Here is a 25,937-nt window from a genome sequence, read left to right as displayed (position 1 = left end):
GACGGTACAACGTCGCGCCGACCATGCCGGTGGCAGTGCTGCGGGAGGATGATGCAGGCCCGCGCGCTGACTTGGTGAGGTGGGGATGGCGGCCGCACTGGGCGACTGACCGTGCTGCGCCGATCAATGCTCGGGTCGAAAAGGTGGCGCACGGCGCGTTCTTCCGTGCGATCTGGCCACACCGGGCAATCACGCCAGTGGACGGATGGTTTGAGTGGAAAGATGAAGGCGGCCCGAAGAAGCAGCCGTACTTCATCCATCGGCGTGACGGGCGCCCTGCCCTTTGCGCGTCCATCGGCCAGTTTGCTGGCAACGAGCACGACGGCTTCGTGATCATTACCGCCGACGCCCAGGGAGGAATGATTGACGTGCACGACCGCAGGCCTGTCGTGCTTTCGCCAGAACTGGCATGCGAGTGGATCGCAGCGGGCATGCCAAGCGAGCATGCAGAGCAACTGGTGCTCAACCTAAGCGAACCGGCCGAGGCCTTCGAGTGGTATCGGGTGAGCACTGCCGTCGGCAATGTGCGTAATCAGGGCGCCGGACTGATCCTCCCGATTGATCGTCCCCTATCAATGCCGAATACGTAAAACCTTGGGTGCCCGAGCTGAATGAATTGGGGATCAGGCGTCGCCCCCATACAACTGCCGTCACACCTATGCGACAATACGCTCAATGTCCGGCCTCAACCCCGCATTTATCGCCCAACAGCTGGGTCACAGCGTTCAGATGCTGCTGTCGACGTATGCCCGTTGGCTTAACTCAAGCTCCGACTGGAGCGAGCTGGAAAACCTCAAGATTGGTATCAAATCGGTATCAGCTGAAAGCCCAGCGTCGTAAGTTACTGATAGGTAAGCCCTTTGATCTCCACCGCTAACATCACCATGCAGTTCGGCTCCAAGCCGCTGTTCGAAAACGTTTCCGTCAAATTCAACAACGGCAACCGCTACGGCCTGATCGGCGCCAACGGTTGCGGCAAGTCGACCTTCATGAAAATCCTTGGCGGTGACCTGGAGCCGTCCGGTGGCCAGGTCATGCTCGAGCCGAATACCCGCCTGGGTAAACTGCGCCAAGACCAGTTCGCCTACGAGGAATTCACCGTGATCGACACGGTGATCATGGGCCACGGCCAATTGTGGAAGGTCAAGGCCGAGCGTGACCGTATCTACTCGCTGCCGGAAATGACCGAGGAAGACGGCATGGCCGTCGCCGAGCTGGAAACCGAATTCGCTGAAATGGACGGCTACACCGCCGAATCCCGTGCCGGTGAACTGCTGCTGGGCCTGGGTATTCCGCTGGAGCAGCACTTCGGCCCGATGAGCGAAGTGGCACCGGGCTGGAAGCTGCGTGTACTGCTGGCCCAGGCGCTGTTCTCGGACCCGGACGTGCTGCTGCTCGACGAACCGACCAACCACCTGGACATCAACACCATTCGCTGGCTGGAAACGATCCTCACGGCGCGTAACAGCACCATGATCATCATTTCCCACGACCGGCACTTCCTCAACAGCGTCTGCACCCACATGGCTGACCTGGATTACGGCGAACTGCGCCTGTTCCCTGGCAACTATGACGAGTACATGACCGCGGCCACCCAGTCGCGTGAGCAACTGCTGTCGGACAACGCCAAGAAAAAGGCCCAGATCGCCGAGCTGCAGACCTTCGTCAGCCGCTTCTCGGCCAACGCCTCGAAAGCCAAGCAGGCGACTTCGCGTGCCAAGCAGATCGACAAGATCCAACTGGCCGAGGTCAAGCCGTCCAGCCGCGTCAGCCCGTTCATTCGCTTCGAGCAGACGAAAAAGCTGCACCGCCAGGCAGTGGTCGTCGAAAAAATGGCCAAAGCCTTCGACGACAAGGTGCTGTTCAAGAACTTCGACATTACCGTCGAAGCGGGCGAGCGCGTTGCAATCATCGGCCCCAACGGTATTGGCAAAACCACCCTGCTGCGCACCCTGGTTGGCGAAATGACCCCGGATGCAGGCTCGGTGAAGTGGACCGACAGCGCTGAGGTGGGCTACTACGCCCAGGACCACGCCCACGACTTCGAAGACGACCTGAGCCTGTTCGACTGGATGGGCCAGTGGACCTCCGGCGAGCAAGTGATCCGCGGCACCTTGGGGCGGATGCTGTTCTCCAACGACGAAATCCTCAAGTCGGTGAAGGTGATTTCCGGTGGTGAGCAAGGTCGCATGCTGTTCGGCAAGCTGATCCTGCAGAAGCCGAACGTGCTGGTAATGGACGAGCCGACCAACCACCTGGACATGGAATCGATCGAGGCGCTGAACCTGGCGCTGGAAAACTACCCAGGCACCCTGCTGTTCGTCAGCCACGACCGCGAATTCGTGTCGTCGCTGGCCACGCGCATCATCGAGCTGTCGCCCGATGGCGTGGTGGACTTCAGCGGTACCTATGACGATTACCTGCGTAGCCAGGGCGTATTGGTCTGATTGACGGGTAAGGCCTGGCCATCTGAGGTGGCTGGGCCGGCCTCTTGGCAGCACAAGGCTGCTCCTACAGGTGAAGTACCTGCGACCAATCCTGAAGGTGGGTATCCCCCGACGAATAATTCGTTAGCCTGCTTTCATTTATTTCGCGCAGCGGCCATGATGGGGCCACGCCCAACCGCCCGCCCGCGAAGAGCCCATGACCGCGCAACAACCCGCCCCCACCAGCAATACGCTGCACATCACACTGCAGATCCTGTCGATCGTTTTCTACACCTTCATTGCCTTCCTCTGCATCGGCTTGCCGATTGCAGTACTGCCCAGCTATGTGCACGACCAACTCGGCTTTGGCGCAGTGATCGCTGGGGTAACGATTGGCCTGCAATACCTGGCCACGCTGCTTAGCCGCCCGTTTGCGGGGAAGGTGGCGGACACCTTGGGTGGTAAACGGGCCATCCGCTTCGGCCTGTTGGGGATTGCCGGTTGCGGTGTGCTGACGTTGTTCTCGGCCTGGACCTTGAGCGCCCCACTGCTGAGCCTGACCCTGTTACTCGGCGGGCGTTTGCTACTGGGTGTCGCCCAAGGGTTGATCGGGGTGGCCACCTTGAGCTGGGGCATCAGCCAGGTCGGCCCCGAGCACACGGCCAGGGTGATCTCATGGAACGGTATCGCCTCCTATGGCGCTATCGCCATCGGTGCACCGCTGGGCGTACTGGCCGTGGACGGGCTGGACTTCAGCGTACTGGGGCCGACCTTGCTGGTACTGGCAACCCTTGCCCTGCTGGTGCTGCGCAAGCGCCCCGACGTGGTAGTGGTACGCGGCGAGCGTCTGCCCTTCTGGTCAGCGTTCGGCCGGGTTGCGCCGTGTGGCCTGGGCCTGACCTTGGCCTCGATCGGCTACGGCACCCTGACCACCTTCGTTACCCTCTACTACCTCGAGCGCGGCTGGGCAGGCGCGGCCTGGTGCCTGAGTGCGTTCGGTGTGTGCTTCATCATTTCGCGGCTGCTGTTCGTCAACGCGGTCAACCGCTTTGGTGGCTACAACGTGGCAGTAGCCTGCATGGCCACCGAAGTGCTCGGCCTGTGCCTGCTGTGGCTGGCGCCCTCGCCGCCCTGGGCGCTGGTTGGCGCCGGGCTGACCGGTTTCGGGCTCTCGCTGGTGTACCCGGCACTGGGCGTGGAGGCGATCAAGCAGGTGCCCAGCAGCAGCCGCGGCGCGGGGTTGGGTGCCTATGCGGTGTTCTTCGACATGGCGCTGGCCATCGCCGGCCCCGTGATGGGGGCCGTAGCCGTGCACTTGGGCTATGCCTCGATTTTCTGCGTGGCGGCCCTGCTCGCCCTGGCCGGGGTCGGCCTAACGTTGCTGCTGGCGCGGCGTGCCCGTCGCAGCTGAGCGTTCGGCGGGCTCTGGTGCCCCCAAAGCCTGGCTGAAAAATGCTGCCGTTTCACGTTGCAGCGAGCGATGGATATGCCGCCTGTCGACGCCGTCGGCGTCCTTGCACAGCGCCGGCATCCGCGCATACTGCTCGGCATCGCAATGGGCCATGAACACGAAATGCCCGGCACCGGCCAACAGGCGATAGTCTGGCGTGACTGGCAGCTTGCGGGCCAAGGCTTCGGCATTTCGGTCCACGGCCACCAGTTGATCGCTGTCGCCGCTGTAGATCAGCGCGGGTATCTGCACCCCGGCCAGTGCATGACGACCGAACAATAGGCTTAGCGGCGCCATCAACATCACGGCACCCACTCGCGGATCAGCCTCAGGCGCGAGCTCGCTGCGGTCGGCGATCAGTATGCCGTGGGTCTTGCAGGCGTCAGCGTCATTCGGGCGCTCTAGGCAATACTGACGCAACCGATCCAGATCAGGGCGCGCGCCAGACAGGATCAACGCGGTTTCGCCGCCTGCCGAGTAGCCGATCACGCCCACCTTGCCTTCATTCAGATAGGGCCCGACCACGGCATCATCGCGTGCAGCGCTAATGGCGGCGCTGACTTGCAGCGGCCGCCCATAAAGATTGCTCAGGGTGCCCAGGCGACTGTGGTCGCGCGCGTTGTCCCCTGGGTGCACCACCGCGACCACCACGAACCCTTGGCGCGCCAACGACGTGGCAAGGTAGTGCAAGGCCAACGGGCTGCCGTTATTGCCGTGAGACAGTACCAGTAACGGGAACCGGCCCATGGCAACGGGCGCTTCTTCGGCCACTTCGACCGGGTACCCATCTATGCGGCTGCTCCGGGTTGCGCCATTGGCCGGGTAGAACGCCAACGCTTGCATCGGGCGGCTATCGACCGGGTCGGCCAGGGTCATGTGGTGCAGGCCGGCAACCCAGGGCGCGGCTTCGGCGCGGGCCAACAGGCCGCCGAGCAGAGCCAGCGCCAACAAGCAGCGAGGAATGGTCATCGGCCGGCGGTTCCTTGCAGGGCGAAGTGATGGCCCAGCATAAAACCGGCCGGGCCTGTGCCGGATGAAAACTGGATGAAAACGCCGTCATGCATGTCGCGCTTGCGCCCTATGCATTTGCACATTGCGTCGAACCCGTGGCATAGATGCAGGTCCACGTCTTACGTGACCGTTTCGCGCCAATGAAGGAGATTCATGCATGAGCAAGCCCGCCTACGTGCCACCCAAGGTCTGGCGCAACGACGCAGCGTCCGGCGGCCAGTTCGCCAGCATCAACCGCCCGGTTGCCGGCCCGACTCACGACAAGGAGCTACCGCTAGGCAAGCACCCGCTGCAGCTGTATTCCCTTGCCACGCCCAATGGGGTGAAGGTCACCATTGCCCTTGAAGAACTGCTCGCCTTGGGCCACGCCAATGCCGAATACGATGCCTGGCTGATCCGCATCGGCGAAGGCGACCAGTTTTCCAGTGGCTTTGTCCAGGTCAACCCCAACTCGAAGATCCCTGCCCTGCTCGACCGCAGCGTCGAACCGCCTGTACGGGTATTCGAATCGGGTTCGATCCTGCTGTACCTGGCGGACAAGTTCGGTGCACTGCTGCCAAAATCGCCAGCTGCACGTACCGAGAGCCTGAACTGGCTGTTCTGGCAGATGGGCGCTGCACCCTACCTGGGCGGTGGCTTTGGCCACTTCTACGTATATGCCCCAGAAAAATTCGAGTACGCCATCAACCGCTTCACCATGGAAGCCAAGCGTCAACTGGATGTACTCGACCGCCGTCTGGGCGAGAGCCGCTACCTGGGCGGCGAGGAGTACAGTATCGCCGACATTGCCGTGTGGCCTTGGTATGGCCAGCTGGTGCGCGGCAACTTGTACGGCGCCGCTGAGTTCCTGGCGGTTGACGAATACCCCAACGTACAGCGCTGGGCCGAGGAAATTGCCCTGCGCCCGGCGGTACAACGCGGTACCCGTGTCAACCGTACCTGGGGCGATGAAGACAGCCAGGTGCCGGAGCGCCATTCAGCGGCAGACCTGGATTAACTGCTGGCCGGGGTCGCTGCGCGACCCCGACAATGCCCGCCTGCATAAAACCATTTGCCCCTGCGCAAACCTGCGCCCACCAAGCCCTTCTTGTACACTCCTCGCACTAGCCCCCACCTGCACATTTTTTTGGTGAACGCATGATCGAGGTAACCGAGGTTTCCATTGCCGCGCTGCGCGACGCGCTCGAGTCGGGCCGCACGACGGCGGTCGAGCTGGTCAAGGCCTATCTGGCACGTATCGATGCCTACGATGGCGCCGACACGGCCACGGCCCTGAACGCCGTAGTGGTACGCAACCCGGAGGCGCTGAAAGAGGCCGAGGCCTCCGACGCCCGCCGTGCCAAGGGCCAGGTGCTGAGCCCACTGGACGGCATTCCCTACACTGCCAAAGACAGCTACCTGGTCAAGGGCCTGACTGCCGCTTCCGGCAGCCCTGCCTTCAAGAACCTGGTCGCCCAGCGCGACGCCTTCACCATCGAGCGCCTGCGCGCCGCGGGTGCCGTGTGCCTGGGCAAGACCAACATGCCGCCCATGGCTAACGGTGGCATGCAGCGCGGTGTCTATGGCCGCGCCGAAAGCCCTTACAACGCCAACTACCTGACCGCGCCGTTCGCCTCGGGCTCGTCCAACGGCGCCGGCACCGCCACCGCCGCCAGCTTCAGTGCCTTCGGCCTGGCCGAAGAAACCTGGTCCAGCGGCCGTGGCCCGGCGTCCAACAACGGCCTGTGCGCCTACACCCCATCGCGCGGGGTGATTTCGGTGCGTGGCAACTGGCCGCTGACCCCGACCATGGACGTGGTGGTGCCTTATGCACGCACCATGGCCGACCTGCTGGAAATTCTCGACGTGGTGGTCGCCGATGACGTCGACAAGCGCGGCGACCTGTGGCGCCTGCAACCGTGGGTGCCGATTCCGGCGGCCTCCAAGGTGCGCCCGGCGTCGTACCTGGACCTGGCGGTAGATGCCAGCGCGCTCAAGGGCAAGCGCTTTGGCGTGCCACGCATGTACATCAATGCCGACACCGAGGCCGGTACCTCCGAAAAACCAGGCATCGGCGGCCCGACTGGCCAACGCATCAACACCCGCGCCACGGTCATCGACCTGTGGCAGCAAGCGCGCCAGGCCCTGGAAGCGGCCGGTGCGCAAGTGCTGGAAGTGGACTTCCCGCTGGTGTCCAACTGCGAAGGCGACCGCCCGGGCGCACCGACCGTTTACAACCGCGGTATCGTCAGCAAGGAGTTCCTCCATGACGAACTGTGGGAGCTTTCGGGCTGGGGCTTCGACGACTTCCTGCGTGCCAATGACGACCCCAAGCTCAACCGCCTGGCCGATGTCGATGGCCCACAGATTTTCCCACACGACCCAGGCACCCTGCCCAACCGCGAGGACGACCTGGCGGCGGGCATGGACGAGTACGTCAACATGGCCAAGCGCGGCCTGAAGACCTGGGACCAGATCGAGACCCTGCCAGATGGCCTGCGCGGCCTGGAGCAGACCCGCAAGCTGGACTTGGAAGACTGGATGGACAAGCTGGGCCTGGATGCGGTGCTGTTCCCAACCGTAGCGGACGTTGGCCCAGCTGACGCCGACGTCAACCCGGCGTCGGCGGACATCGCCTGGAGCAACGGCATCTGGGTGGCCAACGGTAACCTGGCGATCCGCCACCTGGGCGTACCGACCGTGACCGTGCCAATGGGCGTGATGGCCGATATCGGCATGCCGGTGGGGTTGACCTTTGCCGGCCGAGCCTACAGCGACAATGCGCTGCTGAGCTTTGGTGCGGCCTTCGAGGCGACCGGCTCGCGCCGCATGATTCCGCCGCGCACTCCAGCTCTGGGCTGAATTTACAGCGGCCGCTTTGCGGCCCATTTCGCGGGCAAACCCGCTCCCACAGGTACTGAGCAGGTCTCAAGGCTTGTGGCGATCCTGTGGGGGCGGGTTTGCCCGCGAATGGGCCTGAAAAAGCAAATCGCACAATTCAACTTTTTGTGTAAAAATGCACAAAAAGTTGAATTGTGCAATTTGCCATGCCCATTCCCCCCGCTGAAGAACGCCACCTCACCCTCACCGTGCTCAAAGCCGCCATCCAGGCCTTGGGCAGCGTTGCCGCACGCAACATGGAAATCCTGCTGCACGACCTGGACCACCCGGAGCATTCCGTGGTGGCGATCGTCAACGGCCATCTCTCCGGCCGTAGCGTCGGCAGCCCGATCCTCGCCGCCCCGGAGCAGGACCAAGGCTTCAAGGCGCTGATGCAGGCCTCGGCCGAGCAGCATGGCTGCGAGCCGGTGGTACTGCCCGACTACCCCACCACGCTCAAGGGCCGCACGCTGCGCAGCGCCACCGCAATCTTTCGCGACAGCAACGGCCACCCCTTCGCCAGCCTCTGCGTCAACACCGACGTCACCGGCCTGGACGCCGCCATGAGCTTTCTCCAGCAGTTCCAACCGCTGGGGGCCACGCCTGCCGTCAACGAACCCGCCGACATGGAACTGCTGATGAGCGAGATCATTCAGGCTGCCTTGCAACGCAGCGGCCAGGGCCGGATGAACAAACAGGCCAAGGTCGAAGCCGTACAGGTCATGCAGGAGCGCGGCCTGTTCATCGTCAAAGGCGGCGTGGAAAAGGCCGCCAGTGCCCTCGGCGTAACCCGCTACACCATTTACAACTACCTTGAACAACTGCGCGGAGCCAGCCAATGACCTTGCATATCCACACCCCACTGATCGAATCCCGCTCGCTGTCGATGGTCACGGGCCGAAACGTCTGGCTCAAGCTCGACGCTCTGCAACCTTGCGGCTCGTTCAAGCTGCGTGGGGTGGGCCACGCCTGCGAAGTGCATCAAGCCCGTGGCGCCCGGCAGTTCATCTCTTCTTCGGGCGGCAACGCCGGCCTGGCGGTGGCCTATGCGGGCCGCAAGCTGGGTGTGCCGGTGACCGTGGTCGTCCCCGAGACCACTACCGAGCGGGCCAAGGAGTTGCTGCGCCTGGAAGACGCCAACGTGGTGGTGCATGGCAGTTCCTGGCAGGAGGCGAACGCACTGGCGCAGACCTTGGTAGGGCCGAATGATGCGTTTATCCACCCGTTTGACGACCCGCTGCTGTGGGCCGGGCATGCCAGCCTGATCGATGAAGTCGCCGAAGCCGGCGTGAAACCGGACGCCGTGGTGCTGTCGGTAGGCGGTGGCGGGTTGCTCAGCGGCGTGGTGGAGGGGCTGCAGCGCAATGGCTGGGGTGATGTACCGGTGCTGGCGGTGGAAACCAATGGCGCCGCGTCGCTGCACGCGGCCCTTCAGGCGGGGCATTCGGTTGAGCTGGAGCGCATCGCCTCGGTGGCGACCTCGCTGGGGGCAAAGCGGGTCGCCGATCAGGCGCTAGCCTGCGCACAGCAACACCCGGTACACAGCCACCTGGTCACCGATCGTGCGGCATTGGAGGCCTGTGAGCGATTCCTGCTGGACCATCGCCTGCTGGTGGAACCCGCCTGTGGCGCAGCATTGGCATTAGCGTATGCGCCGGGCGCCCTGGCGCAATACCAGAATGTGCTGGTGGTGGTGTGTGGCGGCGCTACGGCAACGCTTGAGCAAATTCAGGCGTGGTTGCGGCAGGCAGATTGAAGCTGCCACCTGTCGGTGGTGATTACGATAGTCATATGCACCTGATCTACTAGGCCCGCCGCAACCGAAATTGCCCTCGCAATGGCGTCAACCCTGACGAAATGCGTATCCCACCCTTTCGGTCTGCGGCAAGTGAAGGCACAATGCGTGTCCTTTTTTTGGCCGGCCTGGCCGGGGGCCTTTAAATGATCAAGACGCCGTATTACCTCATCGATAAAACCAAGCTGCTCAGCAACATGGAGAAGATCGCCTACGTGCGTGAACACTCCGGTGCCAAGGCGCTGCTCGCCCTCAAGTGCTTCGCCACCTGGTCGGTGTTCGACCTGATGCAGCAGTACATGGACGGCACCACCTCGTCCTCCCTCTTCGAGCTCAAGCTCGGCCGCCAGAAGTTCGCCGGCGAAACCCACGCCTACAGCGTGGCCTGGGCCGACGACGAGGTCGAGGAGATGCTCGAGAACTGCGACAAGATCATCTTCAACTCGATCGGCCAGCTGCAGCGTTTTGCCGAACAGTCCGAAGGTAAAGTGCGTGGTCTGCGCGTCAACCCGCAGGTCAGCAGCTCCGACTACCTGCTGGCCGACCCGGCCCGCCCGTTCAGCCGTCTGGGCGAATGGGACCCGGCCAAGATCGAACAGGTGATCGAACAGATCTCCGGCTTCATGTTCCACAACAACTGCGAGAACGGTGACTTCGGCCTGTTCGACAAGATGCTCACGCACATCGAAGAGCGTTTCGGCCACCTGCTGCACAAGGTCGAGTGGGTCAGCCTCGGTGGCGGCATTCACTTCACCGGTGAAGACTATGCGGTAGACGCCTTCTGCGCGCGCCTCAAGGCCTTCTCGCAAACCTACGGTGTGCAGGTGTACCTGGAGCCCGGCGAAGCCGCCATCACCAACAGCGCCTCGCTGGAAGTGACCGTGCTCGACACCCTGTACAACGGCAAGCACCTGGCCGTGGTCGACAGTTCGATCGAAGCGCACCTGCTCGACCTGCTGATTTACCGCCTCAACGCCAAGATGGCCCCCAACGACGGCGAGCACACCTATATGGTCTGCGGCAAGTCGTGCCTGGCCGGTGACATCTTCGGCGAGTACCAATTCGATCGTCCGTTGGCCATTGGCGATCGCCTGTCGTTCATCGACACGGCGGGGTACACCATGGTCAAGAAAAACTGGTTCAACGGTCTGAAAATGCCTTCCATCGTGGTCAAGCAACTCGACGGCAGCGTCGAAGTCGTCCGCGAGTTCGGTTTTGAAGACTACGTTTCCAGCCTGTCGTAAGACCGGCTTTCCAAGTAAGGAGCAAAGGGTAAATTGAAGAAGAACGTTCTTATCATTGGTGCAGGAGGTGTCGCCAAGGTGGTGGCCCACAAGTGCGCACAGCATAACGACGAACTGGGTCGTATCGCTATCGCGTCACGGAACATCTCCAAATGCCAGGCCATCATCGACAGCGTCAAGGCCAAGGGTAGCCTCAAGGTACCCGCCGACATCCAGGCCTTCTCGCTCAACGCCCTCGATGTCGAGGCGACCAAGGCACTGATCCGCGAAACCGAATCGCAGATCGTGATCAACGTGGGTTCCGCCTTCCTCAACATGTCGGTGCTGCGTGCCTGCATCGATACCGGTGTCGCCTATCTGGACACCGCCATCCACGAAGAGCCGGGCAAAATTTGCGAGACCCCGCCGTGGTACGGCAACTACGAGTGGAAACACCTCGAAGAGTGCCAACAAAAGAACATTACCGCCATTCTCGGCGTCGGTTTCGACCCGGGTGTGGTGAACAGCTACGCAAAGCTTGCGCAGCAGCAGTATTTCGACAGCATTGATTCGATCGATATCCTCGACGTCAATGCCGGTTCGCATGGCAAGTACTTTGCCACCAACTTCGACCCGGAAATCAACTTCCGCGAGTTCACCGGGCAAGTGTGGAGCTGGCAGAACAGCCAGTGGACCAGCAACACCATGTTCGAGGTCAAGCGTACCGACGACCTGCCAGTAGTAGGCTCGCAAAACCTGTACCTGACCGGCCACGATGAAGTTCACTCGATTTCGAAGAACCTCAACGTGCCGAACGTGCGTTTCTGGATGAGCTTCGGCGAGCACTACATCAACGTGTTCACCGTGCTGAAAAACCTGGGCCTGCTCAGCGAGCAACCGGTGAAAACCGCCGAAGGCCTGGAAGTGGTACCGCTGAAAGTGGTCAAGGCCGTACTGCCAGACCCAGCCTCGCTGGCCCCTGGCTACACCGGCAAGACCTGCATCGGTGACCTGGTAAAAGGCACCAAGGATGGCCAGCCGCGCGAAGTGTTCATCTACAACGTGGCCGACCACGAAGAAGCCTACGCCGAGACCGACAGCCAGGGCATTTCCTACACCGCCGGTGTACCGCCAGTGGCTGCCGCCCTGCTGGTTGCCCGTGGTGAATGGGATGCCAAGCGCATGGTCAACGTCGAAGAGCTGCCAGCAGAGCCGTTCCTCAAGGCGCTGGATGTGATGGGCTTGCCGACCCGCGTCAAAGATGAAAAAGGCGATCGTCCTTGGGACGCTGAAGCCTAAGCAGTAAACAGAAGGGGCGCCAACAGGGCGCCCCTTCTGCTTTTGCAGGCCAGGCCCCTACTTGCGGGCCTCCAGAATCAGGTTGAACGGCGTCTGCGTCGCCCGCCGGAACCGGCTGAACCCCGCCTCCTCGAACACTGCCCGCAAACGCGCCTCGCCGGCCTGCGCGCCCAACCCCAGCCCCACTTCCTGCGACAACGAGTTTGGCGTGCAGATGAACGTCGACGCCGCATAGAACAACCGCCCGACCGGCGTCAGGTTGCCGTCCAGCGAGTCCTCGGCATAAGGCTCTACCAACATCACCGTGCCGTCAGGTTTCAAAGCACGATAGGCATGCTTGGCTGCCCCCACCGGGTCACCCATGTCGTGCAGGCAGTCGAAGAAGCAAACCAGGTCGTGGTCATGCCCAGGGTAGTCCTTGGCGCTGGCCTGCTGGAAACCCACCCGCTCCACCAAGCCCGCCTCACGTGCACGCTGGTTGGCGGTGACGATCGAAGGCCCGTGATAGTCGTACCCCACGAAGGTCGACGCCGGAAACGCCTGCGCCATGACCAGCGTCGAGGCACCATGGCCGCACCCCACGTCTGCCACCTTGGCGCCCGCTTGCAGCTTGGCCACCACACCCTCCAGCGCCGGCAGCCAATTGGCCACCAGAAAGGTGCGGTACCCCGGCCGGAAGAACCGCTCGGTGCCGCTGAACATGCACGGATGGTGGTCGCCCCAGGCCAGCCCGCCATCGCCGCGCATGGCGGCTACCAGCTTGTCCTTGTCATGGAACAGCGCCGCCACCACGGCTGCACCGCCGGCCATGTAAGCCGGGGAATCCTCCAGCGCCAGGGCCATGGCCTGCTCTTCAGGCAGTACGAAGCGGCCCTTGTCATGCACCACATAGCCCGATGCCGCCTGTGCATTCAACCATTCGCGCACCAACCGCGGATGACAGCCGGTCTTTTCCGCCAGTTGCTCGGGGGTAACCGCCTGGCTGTCGGCCATGGCCCGGTACAGCCCCAGCTCATCGCCGAGGATGACATTGGCCAGTGTCGCCGCTGCGCCCATGTCGTTCACCAGCTTGCCCATGAAATCGTGAAGCCTTGCCTCGTCCATGACCTGCCCTCCTCTGCAAGAAGGCCATCGCCAGCGAGGGACATCCGCTCCTGGGAGGCGGTGGTCGGTTCAAGGGTTACGGATCGCGTTGAAACACATGACCGCGAGCCGTCTGTAAGTTTAGATGGTCTCCCCAGGTGAAGTGGCATCGCGGCCGCGCAGCCCACGGAATCATCCGCTGGGTAACAATTCCTAAACAACAATGTGACATTTTTTTTCAGCTTTCTTATCAAGGAGCTGTTAGATGAAAGTCACGGTTTTCGGTACTGGCTATGTCGGCCTCACCCAGGCAGTGTGCCTGGCCCAGGTGGGCCATTCGGTGTTGTGCATGGATGTCGATGCCGAACGAGTTGCCAACCTCAGTGCAGGCCATTGCCCGATCTTCGAGCCCGGCCTTGCGCCGCTGCTGGAGAAAAACCTGGCTTGCGGTCGCCTGCGTTTCACCACGGATGCCAGGGCAGCAGTTCACTTCGCCAGGCTGCAGTTCATCGCAGTCGGCACTCCGCCACAAGCCGATGGCAGCGCCGACCTGAAGCACGTTTTTGCCGTGGTCGACAGCATCCTCGAACATGCCGACGGCGCCAAGGTGATCGTCAACAAATCCACCGCGCCAGTCGGCACGGTGCACCGCATCAAATCGCGTATAGCCCAGGCCGTGGCCGACACCAGTCGTTTCCAGGTCATCAGCAACCCGGAATTTCTCAAGGAAGGCTCGGCCGTGGATGATTGCATGCGTCCGGACCGCATCATCATCGGCGGCGCCGAACCGGCCGAAGTGGAATTGCTGCGCGAGCTGTACCTGCCGTTCAGCCGCAACCGCGAAAAGCTTATGACCATGGATGCGCGCAGCGCCGAGCTGACCAAGTATGCGGCCAACTGCATGCTGGCGACCAAGATCTCCTTCATCAACGAAATCGCCAACCTGGCCGAGTACCTGGGGGCCGATATCGAGATGGTGCGCCGTGGCATCGGCTCCGACCCGCGCATTGGCTATGACTTCATCTACGCCGGTTGCGGCTTTGGCGGCTCGTGCTTCCCCAAGGACTTGCAAGCCCTGCGCCGCAGCGCCGAGGCTGAAGGCTTCGAGCCGCAGTTGCTGCGTGCGGTGGAGTCGGTCAACGAACATCAAAAGGGCCGGTTGTTCAGCAAGATCCAGCGGCATTATCCCGGTGGCCTGCGGGGCAAGGTATTTGCCTTGTGGGGGTTGTCGTTCAAGCCCAACACCAACGACATACGCGAGGCCTCCAGCCGGGTCCTGCTGGAGGCCCTGTGGGCCGCTGGCGCGCGGGTACAGGCCCATGACCCGCAGGCGATGGAAGAAATCCTGCGGCATTACGGCCCGCGCGCCGACCTGCAACTGGTGCCCTGCAAGGACGATGCACTGGAGGGTGCCGATGCGCTGGTAATCATCACCGAGTGGCAGGACTACCGCGTGCTCAACCTGGAAAAAGTGCCGCAACAATTGGCCGACCGAGTGGTATTCGACGGGCGCAACCTGTTCGAGCCCGAGCACATGGCCACCGCCGGCCTCACCTATTACGGTATTGGTCGCGGCCAGGTGCAGCCAGCATGCCCGTACTGATTACCGGCGTGGCCGGCTTCATCGGCTTCCATGTCGCTCGCCGCCTGTGCGAGGCAGGCATCGATGTGGTCGGCATCGACAACCTCAATGCCTACTACAGCGTCGAGCTGAAACTGGCGCGCCTGCAACGGCTGTTCGGCTTCGCCAATTTCCGCTTCCAAACCCTCGATATCGCCAACAGCGCCGACCTGCAACAGCTGTTCGCCAGGCAGGCGTTCAGTGAAGTGATCCACCTGGCGGCCCAGGCCGGGGTGCGCTATTCGCTGGACAACCCTGGCGCCTACGGGCAGGCCAACCTGGTCGGTTTCCTCAACATCCTCGAAGCCTGCCGCCAGCAGCCACCACGCCACCTGATCTACGCCTCCAGCAGCTCGGTGTACGGCGCCAATGCCAAGCTGCCGTTCAGCATCGATGACCCGGTCGAGCAGCCGGTTTCGCTGTACGCCGCCAGCAAGCGTGCCAATGAACTGATGGCGCACAGCTACGCGCACCTGTATCGGATACCAACCACCGGCCTGCGCTTTTTCACCGTCTACGGCCCCTGGGGCCGGCCCGACATGGCGCTGTTCAAGTTCACCCGCGCCATGCTCGGAGGACGGCCGATCGAGGTTTACAACAACGGCCTGATGGGCCGCGACTTCACCTACATCGACGACATCGTCGAAAGCATCGTGCGCCTGCGCCTGAAACCACCCCGGCCGACCGAGGGGCAGCCGCCCTGCCAGCTGTTCAACATCGGCCGTGGGCAGCCGGTAAGGCTGCTGCAATTCGTCGAATGCCTGGAAGCCGCCTTGGGCATCAAGGCCCAGCGCGACTACCTGCCGCTACAAGCGGGCGACGTGCTGGAGACCTGGGCCGATGTCGGCTCACTGGCACGCTGGATCGACTACTCCCCAGGCACGTCGCTGGAGCACGGCGTCAACGCTTTCGTTGGCTGGTACCGGGATTTCTACCGGGTTTGATCCACGTAATAACAACATGATCACAGGTAGCCTCATGACAGATCCACTTGACCTCTCGGTACTGATCCCCGCCAAGAACGAGGTCGACAACCTGCCTTCACTGCTGATGGAGATACGCGCTGCACTCACCGCCGAACGCTACGAGGTGCTGGTGGTCGACGACGGCAGCAGCGACCGCACCTTGAGCGTATTGCAGCAACTGAAAAGCCAGGGCTACACGCAATTGCGCATCCTGCGTCACGAACGCTCGCAGGGCCAGAGCACCTCTCTGTGGCATGCCGCCCAGGCGGCCCGCGGCCACTGGTTGGCGACCCTGGATGGCGACGGCCAGAACGACCCGGCGGACATCCCCGGCATGCTGGCCCTGGTGCGTGCCAACCAGGGCCTGGCCGGCGGCGTCAAGCTGGTGGCCGGGCACCGGGTCAACCGGCGTGACAGCGCCAGCAAACGCTGGGCCTCGCGCTTCGCCAATGGCCTGCGCAGCCGCCTGCTCAAGGACGCCACGCCCGACACCGGCTGCGGGCTGAAGCTGATCGAGCGTGCAGCCTTCTTGCGCCTGCCCTACTTCGACCACATGCACCGCTACATTCCGGCACTGATCCTGCGCCACAACGGCCGCATGCTGGTGCACCCGGTCAATCACCGGCCACGCCACGCGGGTGTCTCCAAATACGGCAACCTGGACCGCGCCCTGGTCGGCATCCTCGACCTGATCGGGGTGTGGTGGCTGATCCGCCGAACCCGCCTGGACAGCCACCCGCAGGAGCTTGAAGGATGACCCGCGAAACCCTGTGGCTGATCGTCGGGTTTGCCGGCCAGGCCGTTTTCACCGGGCGTTTCGTGCTGCAGTGGCTGTACAGCGAGTTCAAGCGCCGCAGCGTGATCCCGGTGGGTTTCTGGTACCTGAGCATGCTCGGCAGCGCACTTCTGCTGACGTACGCCATCTACCGCCAGGACCCGGTATTCATCATCGGCCAAAGCTTCGGTTTTCTGGTTTACCTGCGCAACCTGCAGCTGATTGCCCGCCATCAGGAACAGAAGGAATAGGCCTTTGCCAAAGTTCAAGACGCTTGCGGCCGAACGCCTGGCCCTGATCGCCCTCGCCGTGTTGTTGGTGGGCGCCGGTATCGGCTGGCGCCAGCCAATGAATGTCGATGAAGAACGCTTTCTCGGCGTGGCCCTGGAAATGCTGCAGAGCGGCACCTGGTTCATCCCGCACCGGGCCGCGGAGATCTACGGCGACAAGCCACCGTTGTTCATGTGGACCGTGGCACTGTTCAGCTACCTGACCGGCTCACCCAAGGTTGCCCTCTATCTGCCAGGGCTGCTGTCGGCGGCGACCATCACCTGGGTGCTGCATGACCTCGGGCGGCGCCTGTGGAACCGGCGCATCGGCGTAATCGCAGCTTTGCTGTTCCTGGCCACCTACCAGAGCTACAGCATCCTGCGCACCGGGCAGATCGACAGTTTTCTGTGCCTGTGGGTGGCGCTCGGCTTCTACGGCATGCTGCGCCACCTGCTGCTGGGGCCCGCCTGGGGCTGGTTCTACCTGGCCTGCGCGGCGATGGGCCTGGGCATTATCAGTAAGGGTGTGGGTTTTGTCCCGGCGCTGATGCTGCTGCCTTACGCCTGGGCAGTACGCCAGCGCTGGCACGGCGTGGTCGCGATGCCGGGCCAGGGATGGCGCTGGAGCCTGGGGCTGCTGTGGTTGCTGGCCGGTTGCGCGGTGTGGCTGCTGCCACTGTTGGTGTCGATCGCCCAGGGCGGTGGCGCGGCAGAGCTGGCCTACCTGAAAGAAATCCTGTTGCGCCAGACCGCCAGCCGCTACGCCAATGCCTGGGACCATCGCGAGCCGTTCTGGTACTTCTTCGTCAAGGTCATCCCCAAGTACTGGCTGCCCCTGATACTGGCCCTGCCCTGGCTGATACCGGCCTGGCGCCGGCAACTGCAAAAACGCGATGGCCGCTTCCTGCTGTTACTCGGCTGGGTGGCGTTGGTGCTGCTGTTTTTCAGCCTCAGCAGCGGCAAGCGCAAGCTCTACATCTTCCCGGCCCTGCCTGGCCTGGTACTGGCCATGGCGCCGCTGCTGCCTTGGCTGCTCAAGCGCTGGTGGCAGCGCCGGCCGGGTTGGCGCAGGGCCTTCACTACCGTAGCCCTGACATGGTTCGCCCTGTGGTTCGCTCGAGGCTTCGTCGAGCCGATCAAGGAAGGCCGCAACCCGCATGACACGCTGATGAGCGACGCCGCTCAAGCCACCGACGGTGCTGAACTGGTGCTGGTCAACTGGCGCGAGGGCCATTGGCTGTTTGCCCGGCAACCCATCGTGCATTTCGGCTTCACGGGCCAACCCAAAGCCGATGCGGCGGCCTACTGGCTGCGCCAGCACCCCTCTGCGTTCGCACTGGTTCCGGCCACCGAGCTGGGCCGCTGCTTCAACGCCGACAAGGCCCGCAAGCTGGGCGAGACCTCGCGGGCCGAGTGGTATGTGGTCGGTGCCGATGCCGACAACGGCCAGTGCCGCGCCACTGCCCCCGACCACGTCTACCACTTCACCTGGGCTAGGGCGCAGGAGGGCTAAGCTGCAGCACCTCGTTGGTATACGCCCACTCCTTTTGCACCTGGTCCGGGTGGTCGTTCAGGCGAACGCCATAGGACGGGATGATTTGCTTGATTTTCGCCTGCCACTCGGGCGAGGCCACCTTGTCCTTGAACACCTTGTTCAGCACATCGAGCATGATGGGCGGTGCGGTCGAAGCACCAGGCGAGGCCCCCAGCAAGCCGGCGATGCTGCCGTCCTTGGACGTCACCACCTCGGTACCGAGCTTGAGCACGCCACCGAGAGCTTCGTCTTTCTTGATGATCTGCACCCGCTGGCCCGCCTGCCACAGCCGCCAATCCTCCTTCTTCGCCTCGGGGAAGTAGGTGCGCAGTGCTTCGAAGCGATCATTGTCGGACTGCAACACCTGGCCGATCAGGTACTGCACCAGGTCGAACTCGCGGACCCCTACCCGTACCATCGGCCAAGCGTTGTGCACGCTGGTACTGGCAAGCAGGTCGAGCAGCGAGCCTTGCTTGAGGAACTTGGTCGAGAATGTGGCGAACGGCCCGAACAGGATCATGCGCTTGCCATCGAGCACCCGGGTGTCCAGGTGTGGCACCGACATGGGCGGCGCACCGGTGGCGGCAATGCCGTAGGCCTTGGCCATGTGCCGCTGGGCGATGGCCGGGTTGTCGGTGACCAGGAACGAGCCGCCGACCGGGAAACCGGCATAGTCCTTGGCTTCGTCGATACCCGACTTCTGCAGCAGCGGTAACGCGGCACCGCCGGCACCAATGAACAGGAACTTGGCATCGGTGGCCGCCTTGCTGCCATCCTTGAGGTTCTTGTACTCGACGTGCCAGGAACCGTCACCGTTGCGGGTAATGTCCTGCACCTCGCTCGACAGCTTGAGGTCGAAGTTCGGTCGGGTCTGCAGATAACCCACGTACTGCCGGGTGATCTCGCCAAAGTTGACGTCGGTGCCAATCGGCGTCCAGGTCACCGCCAGCTTCTGGTTAGGGTCGCGGCCCTCCATCATCAGCGGTACCCACTTGCGAATCTGCTCATGGTCTTCGGAGTACTGCATGGGCTTGAACAGCGGGCTGGCCTGCAGGGCCTCGTAGCGCTTCTTCAAAAAGCGGATATTGTCATCGCCCCAGACAAAGCTCATGTGCGGGGTGGTGTTGATGAACGAATGCGGGTTCTTCAGCACCCCCTGCTTCACCTGCCAAGCAAGGAACTGCCGGGTGATCTGAAACGACTCGTTGATCTCCACCGCTTTGCTGATGTCGATCTTGCCGTCCTTTTCCGGGGTGTAGTTCAACTCAGCCAGGGCCGAATGGCCGGTACCCGCATTGTTCCAGCCGTTGGAGCTTTCTTCAGCCACTTTGTCCAGGCGCTCGACCATCTCCATCGACCAGCCTGGCTCCAATTCGTTGAGCCACACGGCCAAGGTAGAACTCATGATGCCGCCGCCCACCAGCAGCACATCGACCTTTCTGGTTTCCGCAGCCTGGGCATTGAGCATGCCGATTGCCAAGGCCAGCCCGGCCAGCGCCAGTTTCGGCTTGATGGTGATCTTCATAACCTCTCCCGTGCCTCGTGCCTATCCATAAGTTCAGCCACAAGCTTAGCTGACGGATTTGCTCAGGTATGGCCGGCGCACAAGCACTTGCAATCCATCACATCTCAAAATACTGTATGAATATTCAGTATTGCGAGACAGTACCATGCAACTCATTGCCAAACTCGGCATCCTCGCCGACGCCGCCAAGTACGACGCTTCCTGCGCCAGCAGCGGTGCGCCCAAGCGTAACTCGCGCGGTGCCGACAGCCTGGGGGCCACCAATGGCATGGGCATCTGTCACAGCTACACCCCCGACGGCCGTTGCGTATCGCTGCTCAAGGTATTGCTCACCAACTTCTGCCTGTACGACTGCCAGTACTGTGTCAACCGCCGCTCCAGCAACGTGCCACGCGCGCGCTTCAGCCCCGAGGAAGTGGTACGCCTGACCCTGGACTTCTACCGGCGCAACTGCATCAGCGGCTTGTTCCTCAGCTCTGGCATCATCCGCTCGGCGGACTACACCATGGAGCAGCTGATCCGCGTGGCCCGGCTGTTGCGCGAAGAACACAACTTCCGCGGCTACATTCATCTCAAGACAATTCCCGACGCCGACCCGCTGCTGATCGAACAGGCCGGGCGACTGGCCGACCGCCTCAGCGTCAACATCGAGCTGCCGACCGACGCCAGCCTCAAACGCCTGGCGCCGGAAAAACAGGCGCACACCATTCGCCAGGCCATGGGCGTGATTCACCAAGGCCAGCAAGCCGTGGCCAACGAGCCCAAGGCGCCACGCTTTACCCCGGCCGGGCAAAGCACCCAGGTCATCGTCGGCGCCGACAGCACCGACGACAGCACCTTGCTGCGCAACGCCGAATCGCTTTACCAGGGTTACGGCCTCAAGCGCGTGTACTACTCCGCCTTCAGCCCCATCCCCGACAGCCCAGGCAGCGTGCCCCTGGCCGCACCTCCGCTGCTGCGCGAACACCGCCTGTATCAGGCCGACTTCCTGCTGCGTGGCTATGGCTACAAGGCTGGCGAGCTGCTGGGCCAGAGCGGTAACCTGGCCCTGGACATCGACCCCAAGCTGGCCTGGGCGCTGGCCAACCGCGAGGTCTTCCCGCTGGATGTGAACCGCGCCGAGCCAGCGTTACTGGCACGCATCCCCGGCATCGGCCTGCGCAGTGTGCAACGCCTGGTCGCCCTGCGCCGGGAACGGCGTATCCGCTATGACGACCTGATCCAGCTGCGTTGCGTGCTGGACAAGGCTCGGCCGTTCATCGTCACCAGCGACTACCGCCCGGCCCAAGCCGAACTGCGCAGCGGCCTGCTAAGGGCGCGTTTGCGTGAGCCGCAAGCACCGGTGCAGATGGGGTTATGGGGGTGATCGCGCTCGACTGCGACGACCTGTTCGCGACTTGGCGCGATCAGGCCCGGGTGTTGTTGGGGCATGGCATCGACCCGTCCGAAGTCACCTGGTCGCAAGGCCCGATGGCGGACCTGCTGGCCATACCGACTGCCCCCCCGGAAGGCCCCGGCCCTTTTCGCGCCAAAGTCCCGGCAGCCTTGCTGAGCCAACTGGAACAGGCCTCCCGCTACCGTGGAGAGCAACGTTGGAACCTGCTGTACGAAGTGCTTTGGCGCGTCGCCCATGGCGACCGCACAGCCATGCTGGCGGGTGACAGGTTGGGCAGTGAGCTGCAACGGCGCATCAAGCAGGTGAGCCGCGAAGCACATCACCTGCATGCGTTCGTGCGCTTCGTGCCGTTGCCTGATGAACTGGTCGCGCATTTGCAGCTGGACCTGGTGGCCTATCACGAGCCGGCGCATGACATTCTGCAAAGTGCCAGCCCGCATTTCGCCGACCGCCTGGGGCGTTTGCGCTGGCTTATCGCTACACCACAGGATGGCATTCGCTTTGACGGTCAAGTGTTCGATTACCAGCGCCAGTGCCCCGAAGCCTGGCGCCAGTGGGCGCGCAACGCCGACGACCCTGGCGCCGAGCTTTGGCGCACGTACTACCGCCATACCTTCAACCCGGCCCGCCTCAACCCGGACGCCTTGCGCCTGCACATGCCCGGGCGGTTCTGGCGGCATTTGCCGGAAGGCATGCTGATACCGCAGCTGGAAGGCTTGGCGCGCCAGGGCAAGCAGCGGGACGGCCAGGCCCTTGAAGTGGCCGCTCAATCCGGCAAGCAAATCAGCATGCACACGCGGTCGGTGTAGGAGCGGCCTTGTGCCGCGATGGTCCGCAAAGCGGGCGCTGATTCCAGCAGCGAGGCTGATCTTTTAGGGGTGCGGCGCAGCCCTACCGCGACGCAAGGCCGCTGCCACAAAAAAGCACCGCGGCTTTGCCTCGACGTCAGGCGAAGAGCCTATCCAGGCAACCAAGCTTCTTCTTGTACGACCGCCGCGCCTCCAGCGCCTGCTCCAGGCTAACCGCCAGGAACCGTGCCTGCTGGTTAGGCTGCATCTGCCCGATCAAATCAAGGTCGGCACTGATCACCGTGCCGATCATGGCGTAACCGCCACCGGACACAGCATCGCGGTGCAGGATGATCGGTTCCAACCCCGCCGGCACCTGGATCGAGCCGATTGGGTAGCAGCTGTCGACGATGTTCGACGGGTCCGACCCAGCACCGAACGGCTGCTCCCGTGGCTGGAAGCTCAAGGCACTGCCGCCTTTGTAGCGATAGCCAATACGGTCCGCCTCGGAGCCGACTGTCCAGGCTTCGGTGAAAAAGCTTTGCGCCGCAGGTGCGGTCAGGCGGTGGAAGTACAGCCCAGGCACCACCCGCAACACCACCTCGCCACCCAGGGCCTGACGCAAGGCCATCGGCAGGCTTGCACCGGCACGGGTCTTGCCGCTGGGCACGCCGACCGGTAGCAGGTCGCCCGCCATCAACTTGCGCCCATGAAAGCCGCCCAAGGCCCCCAGCGCGTAGGTGGAACGGCTACCCAGTACTTCGGGCACGTCGATGCCGCCTGCCACTGCCAGGTAGGCCCGAGCACCTGCGGTAGGAAAACCGAAACGCAACACTTGCCCGGCGCGCACGGCAAACGCCGTATCCGGCCGCTGCTCGCGGCCATCGAGCAACGCGGGCATCTGCGCACCGCAAACGGCCACCAGTGCGTCCTGCTGAAACTCCAGCTCCGGCCCCACCAACGCACATTCCAGGCCCGCAGCGCCGGCCGGGTTGCCCACCAGGTGGTTGGCCGCGCTCAAGGCGTATTGGTCGAGTGCGCCGGACGGTGGGATGCCCAGGTGGTAGTAACCTTCGCGGCCCAGGTCCTGCACGGAAGTCGCGAGGCCGGGTTTGAGCACCTTGATCATACCAGCACCTCCTGCAACGATTTGGGGTAACCGACCGGGTCGGCGAGGAAGGCATCCAGAGAAAACGCCACCGGGCGAATGCGCAGGTCGAAGCGGCCTTCCTCCACATCCGCCACCGCCTGGTCGTAGGCCCGGCGGTCAATGGGCTTGAACTGCACGATGTCGCCCGGGCGGAAGAACACCATGTGGTCCTTCAGGTAGTTCAAGGTTTGCTGCGGGTCGTAGATCGGTGCTGGGGTAACACCGAACATCTGGTAGCCGCCTGCCCCGCGCACCGAGTAGATACAGCCAAAGCAGCCGCCATGGCCCAAGGTGAGCTTCGGCGTGTCGGTACGCGGGCGCAAATACTTGGGCACCTGCAACTGCCGCTCGCGCTCGACCATCTGGAACATGAACGGCAGGCCGGCGACGAAACCGACCATCGACACGAACCACGGCGCGCCGCTGTGCGCGGCGATGAAGGCCTCGACATCGGCCAGGCCGTTGATGCGTGCGGCGTACTCCAGGTCGGTGCTGGCCGGGTCCTGGTGGCGGTCGCGAAATCGCATCAGCGTTTCATGGGTCCAGGGGTCGTTGTACAACACCGGGATCTCGATGATCCGCGTCTGCAACGAACGCTCCGCCACCGCCTGCGCTTCGGCGCCGCGCACGGCCTCAAGCAACGCCTCGGGGGCGATGCGGTCCGGGTCGAAGCGAATCTGGAACGACGCGTTGGCCAGGCACACATCCAGCACGCCATCCAGGGCCAGCCGCTCCACCGCGCGGGTGACGGCCATACCCTTGAAAAAGGCCTCCAGTGACATGCTTTCGCTGACTTCGGCAAACAGGTGCTCGTCGGCGCCGAAGCTGTAGCGGATCGGGGTTGTAGCAAGCGGTTCGGCCATGACTGTTCCTTTTCTTGGAATCTTTATAGAAAGGCAGGCAAAAACAAAATGCACGGGCTGCGGCTTGTCTGTTTGCCGGATGCCCAACGGTTTCAGCGTGGCACACGCACCACGATGCCGGCCGTATCCAGCGCCTTGCGCGTGGCCTCGACCAGGTCAAGCGCACCTGGGGTGTCACTGTGCAGGCAGATGGAATCGAATTCGATGGCCAGGTCCTGGCCTTCGACGGTGCGTACCACGCCTTGTTGGCAAGCGCGCAAGACGCGCTCGGCGACAGCCTTGGGCTCATACCCCCGCACATTGCGGGTGAACACGATCGACCCGCTCAGGTCGTACTCGCGGTCTGCGTAAAACTCGCGAACCACCGGCTGTCCCAGTTCCTGGGCAATACGGCAGATCACCGAACCCGGCATGCAGTACAACATCAGCTCGGGCTCGATCACTCGCAGGTTTTCCACCAGCAAGCGCGCTGCCTCCTGGTCACGCGCCAAGTGCATGTACAGCGCCCCGTGCGGCTTGATGTGCTGCAGGCGCACGCCTTGGGCGCGGGCAATTTCACGCAGCGCGCCCAGTTGATAGAGCATGTCGTCGACCAACTCCTGCGCCGGAGCATTGATGTGCCGGCGACCGAAACCGACCAGGTCACGAAAGCCTGGGTGCGCCCCCACCGCAACACCCAGGGCCTTGGCGCGCTCGACTGTGCGGCGCATCGTGCCAGGGTCACCGGCATGGAAGCCGGTGGCGATGTTGGCGCTACTGATGTAGCCCATCAGCTCGTTATCGACGCCATCACCGATCGTCCAGGGGCCAAAGCCCTCACCCATGTCCGAATTGAAATCCACTGCTTGCATGACGGCATCTCCTGGCACTTGTGACTGCATGCATGCCACGTTAGATTCTCTGTACCCCCTTGGGAAGATCTATAAACAGATAGGGTGTCTTCTGAAAAACAGATACACCGGGAGCCTACCGTGTCACTGACCCTGCGCCAGGTCCGCTACTTCGTCGCCACCGCCGAAATCGGCCAGATTTCCCAAGCGGCGATTCACTTGAACATCTCCCAGTCGGCTGTGACCACGGCCATCAAGGAGCTTGAAGCGATGCTCGGCGTGCTGTTGTTCCAGCGCTCGGCCCAAGGCATGAGCCTGACCGAGGCCGGCCGGCACTTTCTGAACCGCGCCTACGTCATCCTGCGCAGTGTCGACGACGCGCTGAACAGCCCGCTACCGGACGTGCGCGCCAGCGGCCTGTTGCGCCTGGCGGCCAGTTACACAGTGATCGGCTACTTCCTGCCGCACCACCTGCAACGCCTGGAACACTGGCACCCGGACGTAACCCTGGAGCTGTACGAGCAGGAGCGCAGCGCTATCGAGCAAGGCCTGCTGGAGGGGCGTTTCGACATGGCGGTGGTACTCACCGCCAACCTCACCCACCCCGACATCGTCTCGGAAACCCTGTTCAACTCCGAACGCCGGCTGTGGCTGCCCGGGCATCACCCGTTGTGCGAACGCTCGGCAGTGAGCCTGGCCGATGTGGCCTGTGAGCCGTTCATTCTGCTGACTGTCGATGAGGCCGAGCAAAGTGCCATGCGCTACTGGGAACAGGCCGGGCAACGGCCCAGTGTACGGGTACGCACCAGCTCGGTGGAGGCCGTGCGCAGCATGGTCGCCAACGGCAGCGGCGTGGCGATCCTGTCGGACCTGGTGCACCGGCCTTGGTCGCTTGAGGGCAAGCGTATCGAGACGGTCACCATCAGTGACCCGGTCACACCAATGAGCGTGGGGCTGGCCTGGCACCGGGAGCGCGCGTTCAGCCCGGCGATGCAGGCCGTGCGCAACTACTTCCACGATGCGTTTCTGGCGCCGCAACAATTGTCGGCTCGGCGCTGATGAAGGCAAAACCGAT

Annotated in this window: 23 protein-coding genes and 1 pseudogene; 18 read left to right on the top strand and 6 right to left on the bottom strand. The window is 63.1% G+C overall.

Features of this window, described 5'->3' with window-relative positions:
* The 4 genes and pseudogenes from APH42_RS15840 to APH42_RS15830 all read left to right on the top strand — a co-directional run.
* On the top strand, nt 1-590 hold a 590-nt coding region (locus APH42_RS15840; RefSeq protein ID WP_060493717.1), incomplete at its 5' end, for an SOS response-associated peptidase.
* Nucleotides 575-840: pseudogene (locus APH42_RS30480) on the top strand (site-specific integrase); the annotation flags it as partial. The gene APH42_RS15840 and the pseudogene APH42_RS30480, both read left to right, overlap by 16 nt.
* A 20-nt stretch (nt 841-860) precedes the next feature.
* Nucleotides 861-2,447, top strand: a complete 1,587-nt coding sequence (locus APH42_RS15835) for an ABC-F family ATPase (protein WP_012272468.1) — start codon at nt 861-863, stop codon at nt 2,445-2,447.
* A gap of 196 nt (nt 2,448-2,643) precedes the next feature.
* The gene (locus tag APH42_RS15830; RefSeq protein WP_012272469.1) at nt 2,644-3,837 is read left to right on the top strand and encodes an MFS transporter; all 1,194 of its coding nucleotides are present in this window, start codon (nt 2,644-2,646) and stop codon (nt 3,835-3,837) included.
* On the opposite strand, the gene APH42_RS15825 is transcribed toward APH42_RS15830, so the two are convergent.
* Nucleotides 3,799-4,845, bottom strand: a complete 1,047-nt coding sequence (locus APH42_RS15825; RefSeq protein WP_012272470.1) for a dienelactone hydrolase — start codon at nt 4,843-4,845, stop codon at nt 3,799-3,801. The two genes, APH42_RS15830 and APH42_RS15825, sit on opposite strands and share 39 nt — an antisense overlap.
* 199 nt (nt 4,846-5,044) lie before the next feature.
* On the opposite strand from APH42_RS15825, the gene yghU reads away from it, so the two are divergent.
* From yghU to APH42_RS15795, 6 genes are all read left to right on the top strand, one after another.
* The gene (gene yghU / locus APH42_RS15820) at nt 5,045-5,884 is read left to right on the top strand and encodes a glutathione-dependent disulfide-bond oxidoreductase (protein ID WP_012272471.1); all 840 of its coding nucleotides are present in this window, start codon (nt 5,045-5,047) and stop codon (nt 5,882-5,884) included.
* 140 nt (nt 5,885-6,024) lie between these two features.
* Entirely contained in the window at nt 6,025-7,728 is a 1,704-nt protein-coding gene (locus APH42_RS15815) for an amidase (protein ID WP_060493716.1), read from the top strand.
* A 185-nt stretch (nt 7,729-7,913) separates the two neighbouring features.
* On the top strand, nt 7,914-8,588 hold the full coding sequence (locus APH42_RS15810; protein ID WP_060493715.1) for a transcriptional regulator: 675 nt from the start codon (nt 7,914-7,916) through the stop codon (nt 8,586-8,588).
* Nucleotides 8,585-9,502 carry a pyridoxal-phosphate dependent enzyme gene (locus tag APH42_RS15805; RefSeq protein ID WP_060493714.1) on the top strand — a complete coding sequence of 306 codons (918 nt, stop codon included), beginning with the start codon at nt 8,585-8,587 and terminating at the stop codon, nt 9,500-9,502. The genes APH42_RS15810 and APH42_RS15805 overlap by 4 nt, the downstream gene beginning before the upstream one ends.
* Before the next feature lie 185 nt (nt 9,503-9,687).
* Nucleotides 9,688-10,785: a carboxynorspermidine decarboxylase gene (locus APH42_RS15800; protein ID WP_060493713.1), complete on the top strand. Its 1,098-nt coding sequence runs from the start codon at nt 9,688-9,690 to the stop codon at nt 10,783-10,785.
* 33 nt (nt 10,786-10,818) lie between these two features.
* On the top strand, nt 10,819-12,063 hold the full coding sequence (locus tag APH42_RS15795; protein WP_016394970.1) for a saccharopine dehydrogenase family protein: 1,245 nt from the start codon (nt 10,819-10,821) through the stop codon (nt 12,061-12,063).
* A gap of 57 nt (nt 12,064-12,120) precedes the next feature.
* Here the strand turns inward: APH42_RS15795 and APH42_RS15790 are convergent, their stop codons facing one another.
* Complete coding sequence (locus tag APH42_RS15790; protein WP_060493712.1) at nt 12,121-13,167, bottom strand: class I SAM-dependent methyltransferase; 1,047 nt, start codon at nt 13,165-13,167, stop codon at nt 12,121-12,123.
* Between the two features lie 244 nt (nt 13,168-13,411).
* On the opposite strand from APH42_RS15790, the gene APH42_RS15785 reads away from it, so the two are divergent.
* From APH42_RS15785 to APH42_RS15765, 5 genes are read left to right on the top strand one after another with little or no spacing between them, the layout of a single operon-like run.
* The gene (locus APH42_RS15785; RefSeq protein WP_060493711.1) at nt 13,412-14,749 is read left to right on the top strand and encodes a UDP-glucose/GDP-mannose dehydrogenase family protein; all 1,338 of its coding nucleotides are present in this window, start codon (nt 13,412-13,414) and stop codon (nt 14,747-14,749) included.
* Nucleotides 14,737-15,711 (top strand): NAD-dependent epimerase/dehydratase family protein, encoded by a 975-nt coding sequence (locus APH42_RS15780; RefSeq protein ID WP_060493710.1) that lies wholly within the window; start codon nt 14,737-14,739, stop codon nt 15,709-15,711. The genes APH42_RS15785 and APH42_RS15780 overlap by 13 nt, the downstream gene beginning before the upstream one ends.
* Before the next feature lie 34 nt (nt 15,712-15,745).
* Nucleotides 15,746-16,489 (top strand): glycosyltransferase family 2 protein, encoded by a 744-nt coding sequence (locus APH42_RS15775; protein WP_012272479.1) that lies wholly within the window; start codon nt 15,746-15,748, stop codon nt 16,487-16,489.
* Nucleotides 16,486-16,758, top strand: coding sequence for a lipid-A-disaccharide synthase N-terminal domain-containing protein (locus APH42_RS15770; protein ID WP_012272480.1), 273 nt, complete (start codon nt 16,486-16,488; stop codon nt 16,756-16,758). Before APH42_RS15775 ends, APH42_RS15770 begins: the two co-directional genes overlap by 4 nt.
* A gap of 4 nt (nt 16,759-16,762) precedes the next feature.
* Nucleotides 16,763-18,289, top strand: coding sequence for a glycosyltransferase family 39 protein (locus tag APH42_RS15765; protein ID WP_060493709.1), 1,527 nt, complete (start codon nt 16,763-16,765; stop codon nt 18,287-18,289).
* Here APH42_RS15765 and mqo read toward each other — a convergent pair.
* Nucleotides 18,270-19,835 carry a malate dehydrogenase (quinone) gene (gene mqo, locus APH42_RS15760; protein ID WP_060493708.1) on the bottom strand — a complete coding sequence of 522 codons (1,566 nt, stop codon included), beginning with the start codon at nt 19,833-19,835 and terminating at the stop codon, nt 18,270-18,272. The two genes, APH42_RS15765 and mqo, sit on opposite strands and share 20 nt — an antisense overlap.
* Before the next feature lie 145 nt (nt 19,836-19,980).
* On the opposite strand from mqo, the gene APH42_RS15755 reads away from it, so the two are divergent.
* Both APH42_RS15755 and APH42_RS15750 read left to right on the top strand, forming a co-directional pair.
* Nucleotides 19,981-21,201, top strand: coding sequence for a putative DNA modification/repair radical SAM protein (locus tag APH42_RS15755; RefSeq protein WP_012272483.1), 1,221 nt, complete (start codon nt 19,981-19,983; stop codon nt 21,199-21,201).
* Nucleotides 21,192-22,040 carry a TIGR03915 family putative DNA repair protein gene (locus APH42_RS15750; RefSeq protein WP_060493707.1) on the top strand — a complete coding sequence of 283 codons (849 nt, stop codon included), beginning with the start codon at nt 21,192-21,194 and terminating at the stop codon, nt 22,038-22,040. Before APH42_RS15755 ends, APH42_RS15750 begins: the two co-directional genes overlap by 10 nt.
* Nucleotides 22,041-22,176: 136 nt before the next feature.
* Here the strand turns inward: APH42_RS15750 and APH42_RS15745 are convergent, their stop codons facing one another.
* From APH42_RS15745 to APH42_RS15735, 3 genes are all read right to left on the bottom strand, one after another.
* Complete coding sequence (locus APH42_RS15745) at nt 22,177-23,148, bottom strand: biotin-dependent carboxyltransferase family protein (protein ID WP_060493706.1); 972 nt, start codon at nt 23,146-23,148, stop codon at nt 22,177-22,179.
* Nucleotides 23,145-24,032: an allophanate hydrolase subunit 1 gene (locus tag APH42_RS15740; protein WP_012272492.1), complete on the bottom strand. Its 888-nt coding sequence runs from the start codon at nt 24,030-24,032 to the stop codon at nt 23,145-23,147. Before APH42_RS15740 ends, APH42_RS15745 begins: the two co-directional genes overlap by 4 nt.
* Nucleotides 24,033-24,124: 92 nt before the next feature.
* On the bottom strand, nt 24,125-24,883 hold the full coding sequence (locus tag APH42_RS15735; protein WP_060493705.1) for a 5-oxoprolinase subunit PxpA: 759 nt from the start codon (nt 24,881-24,883) through the stop codon (nt 24,125-24,127).
* A gap of 120 nt (nt 24,884-25,003) precedes the next feature.
* On the opposite strand from APH42_RS15735, the gene APH42_RS15730 reads away from it, so the two are divergent.
* A complete protein-coding gene (locus APH42_RS15730) occupies nt 25,004-25,921 on the top strand; it encodes a LysR family transcriptional regulator (protein ID WP_012272494.1) in 918 nt (305 codons plus the stop codon).
* Nucleotides 25,922-25,937: the final 16 nt, after the last annotated feature.

This window comes from Pseudomonas sp. NBRC 111140, assembly GCF_001320885.1.
Classification (GTDB): domain Bacteria; phylum Pseudomonadota; class Gammaproteobacteria; order Pseudomonadales; family Pseudomonadaceae; genus Aquipseudomonas; species Aquipseudomonas putida_P.
This window is presented reverse-complemented; position numbering and strand designations above follow the sequence as displayed.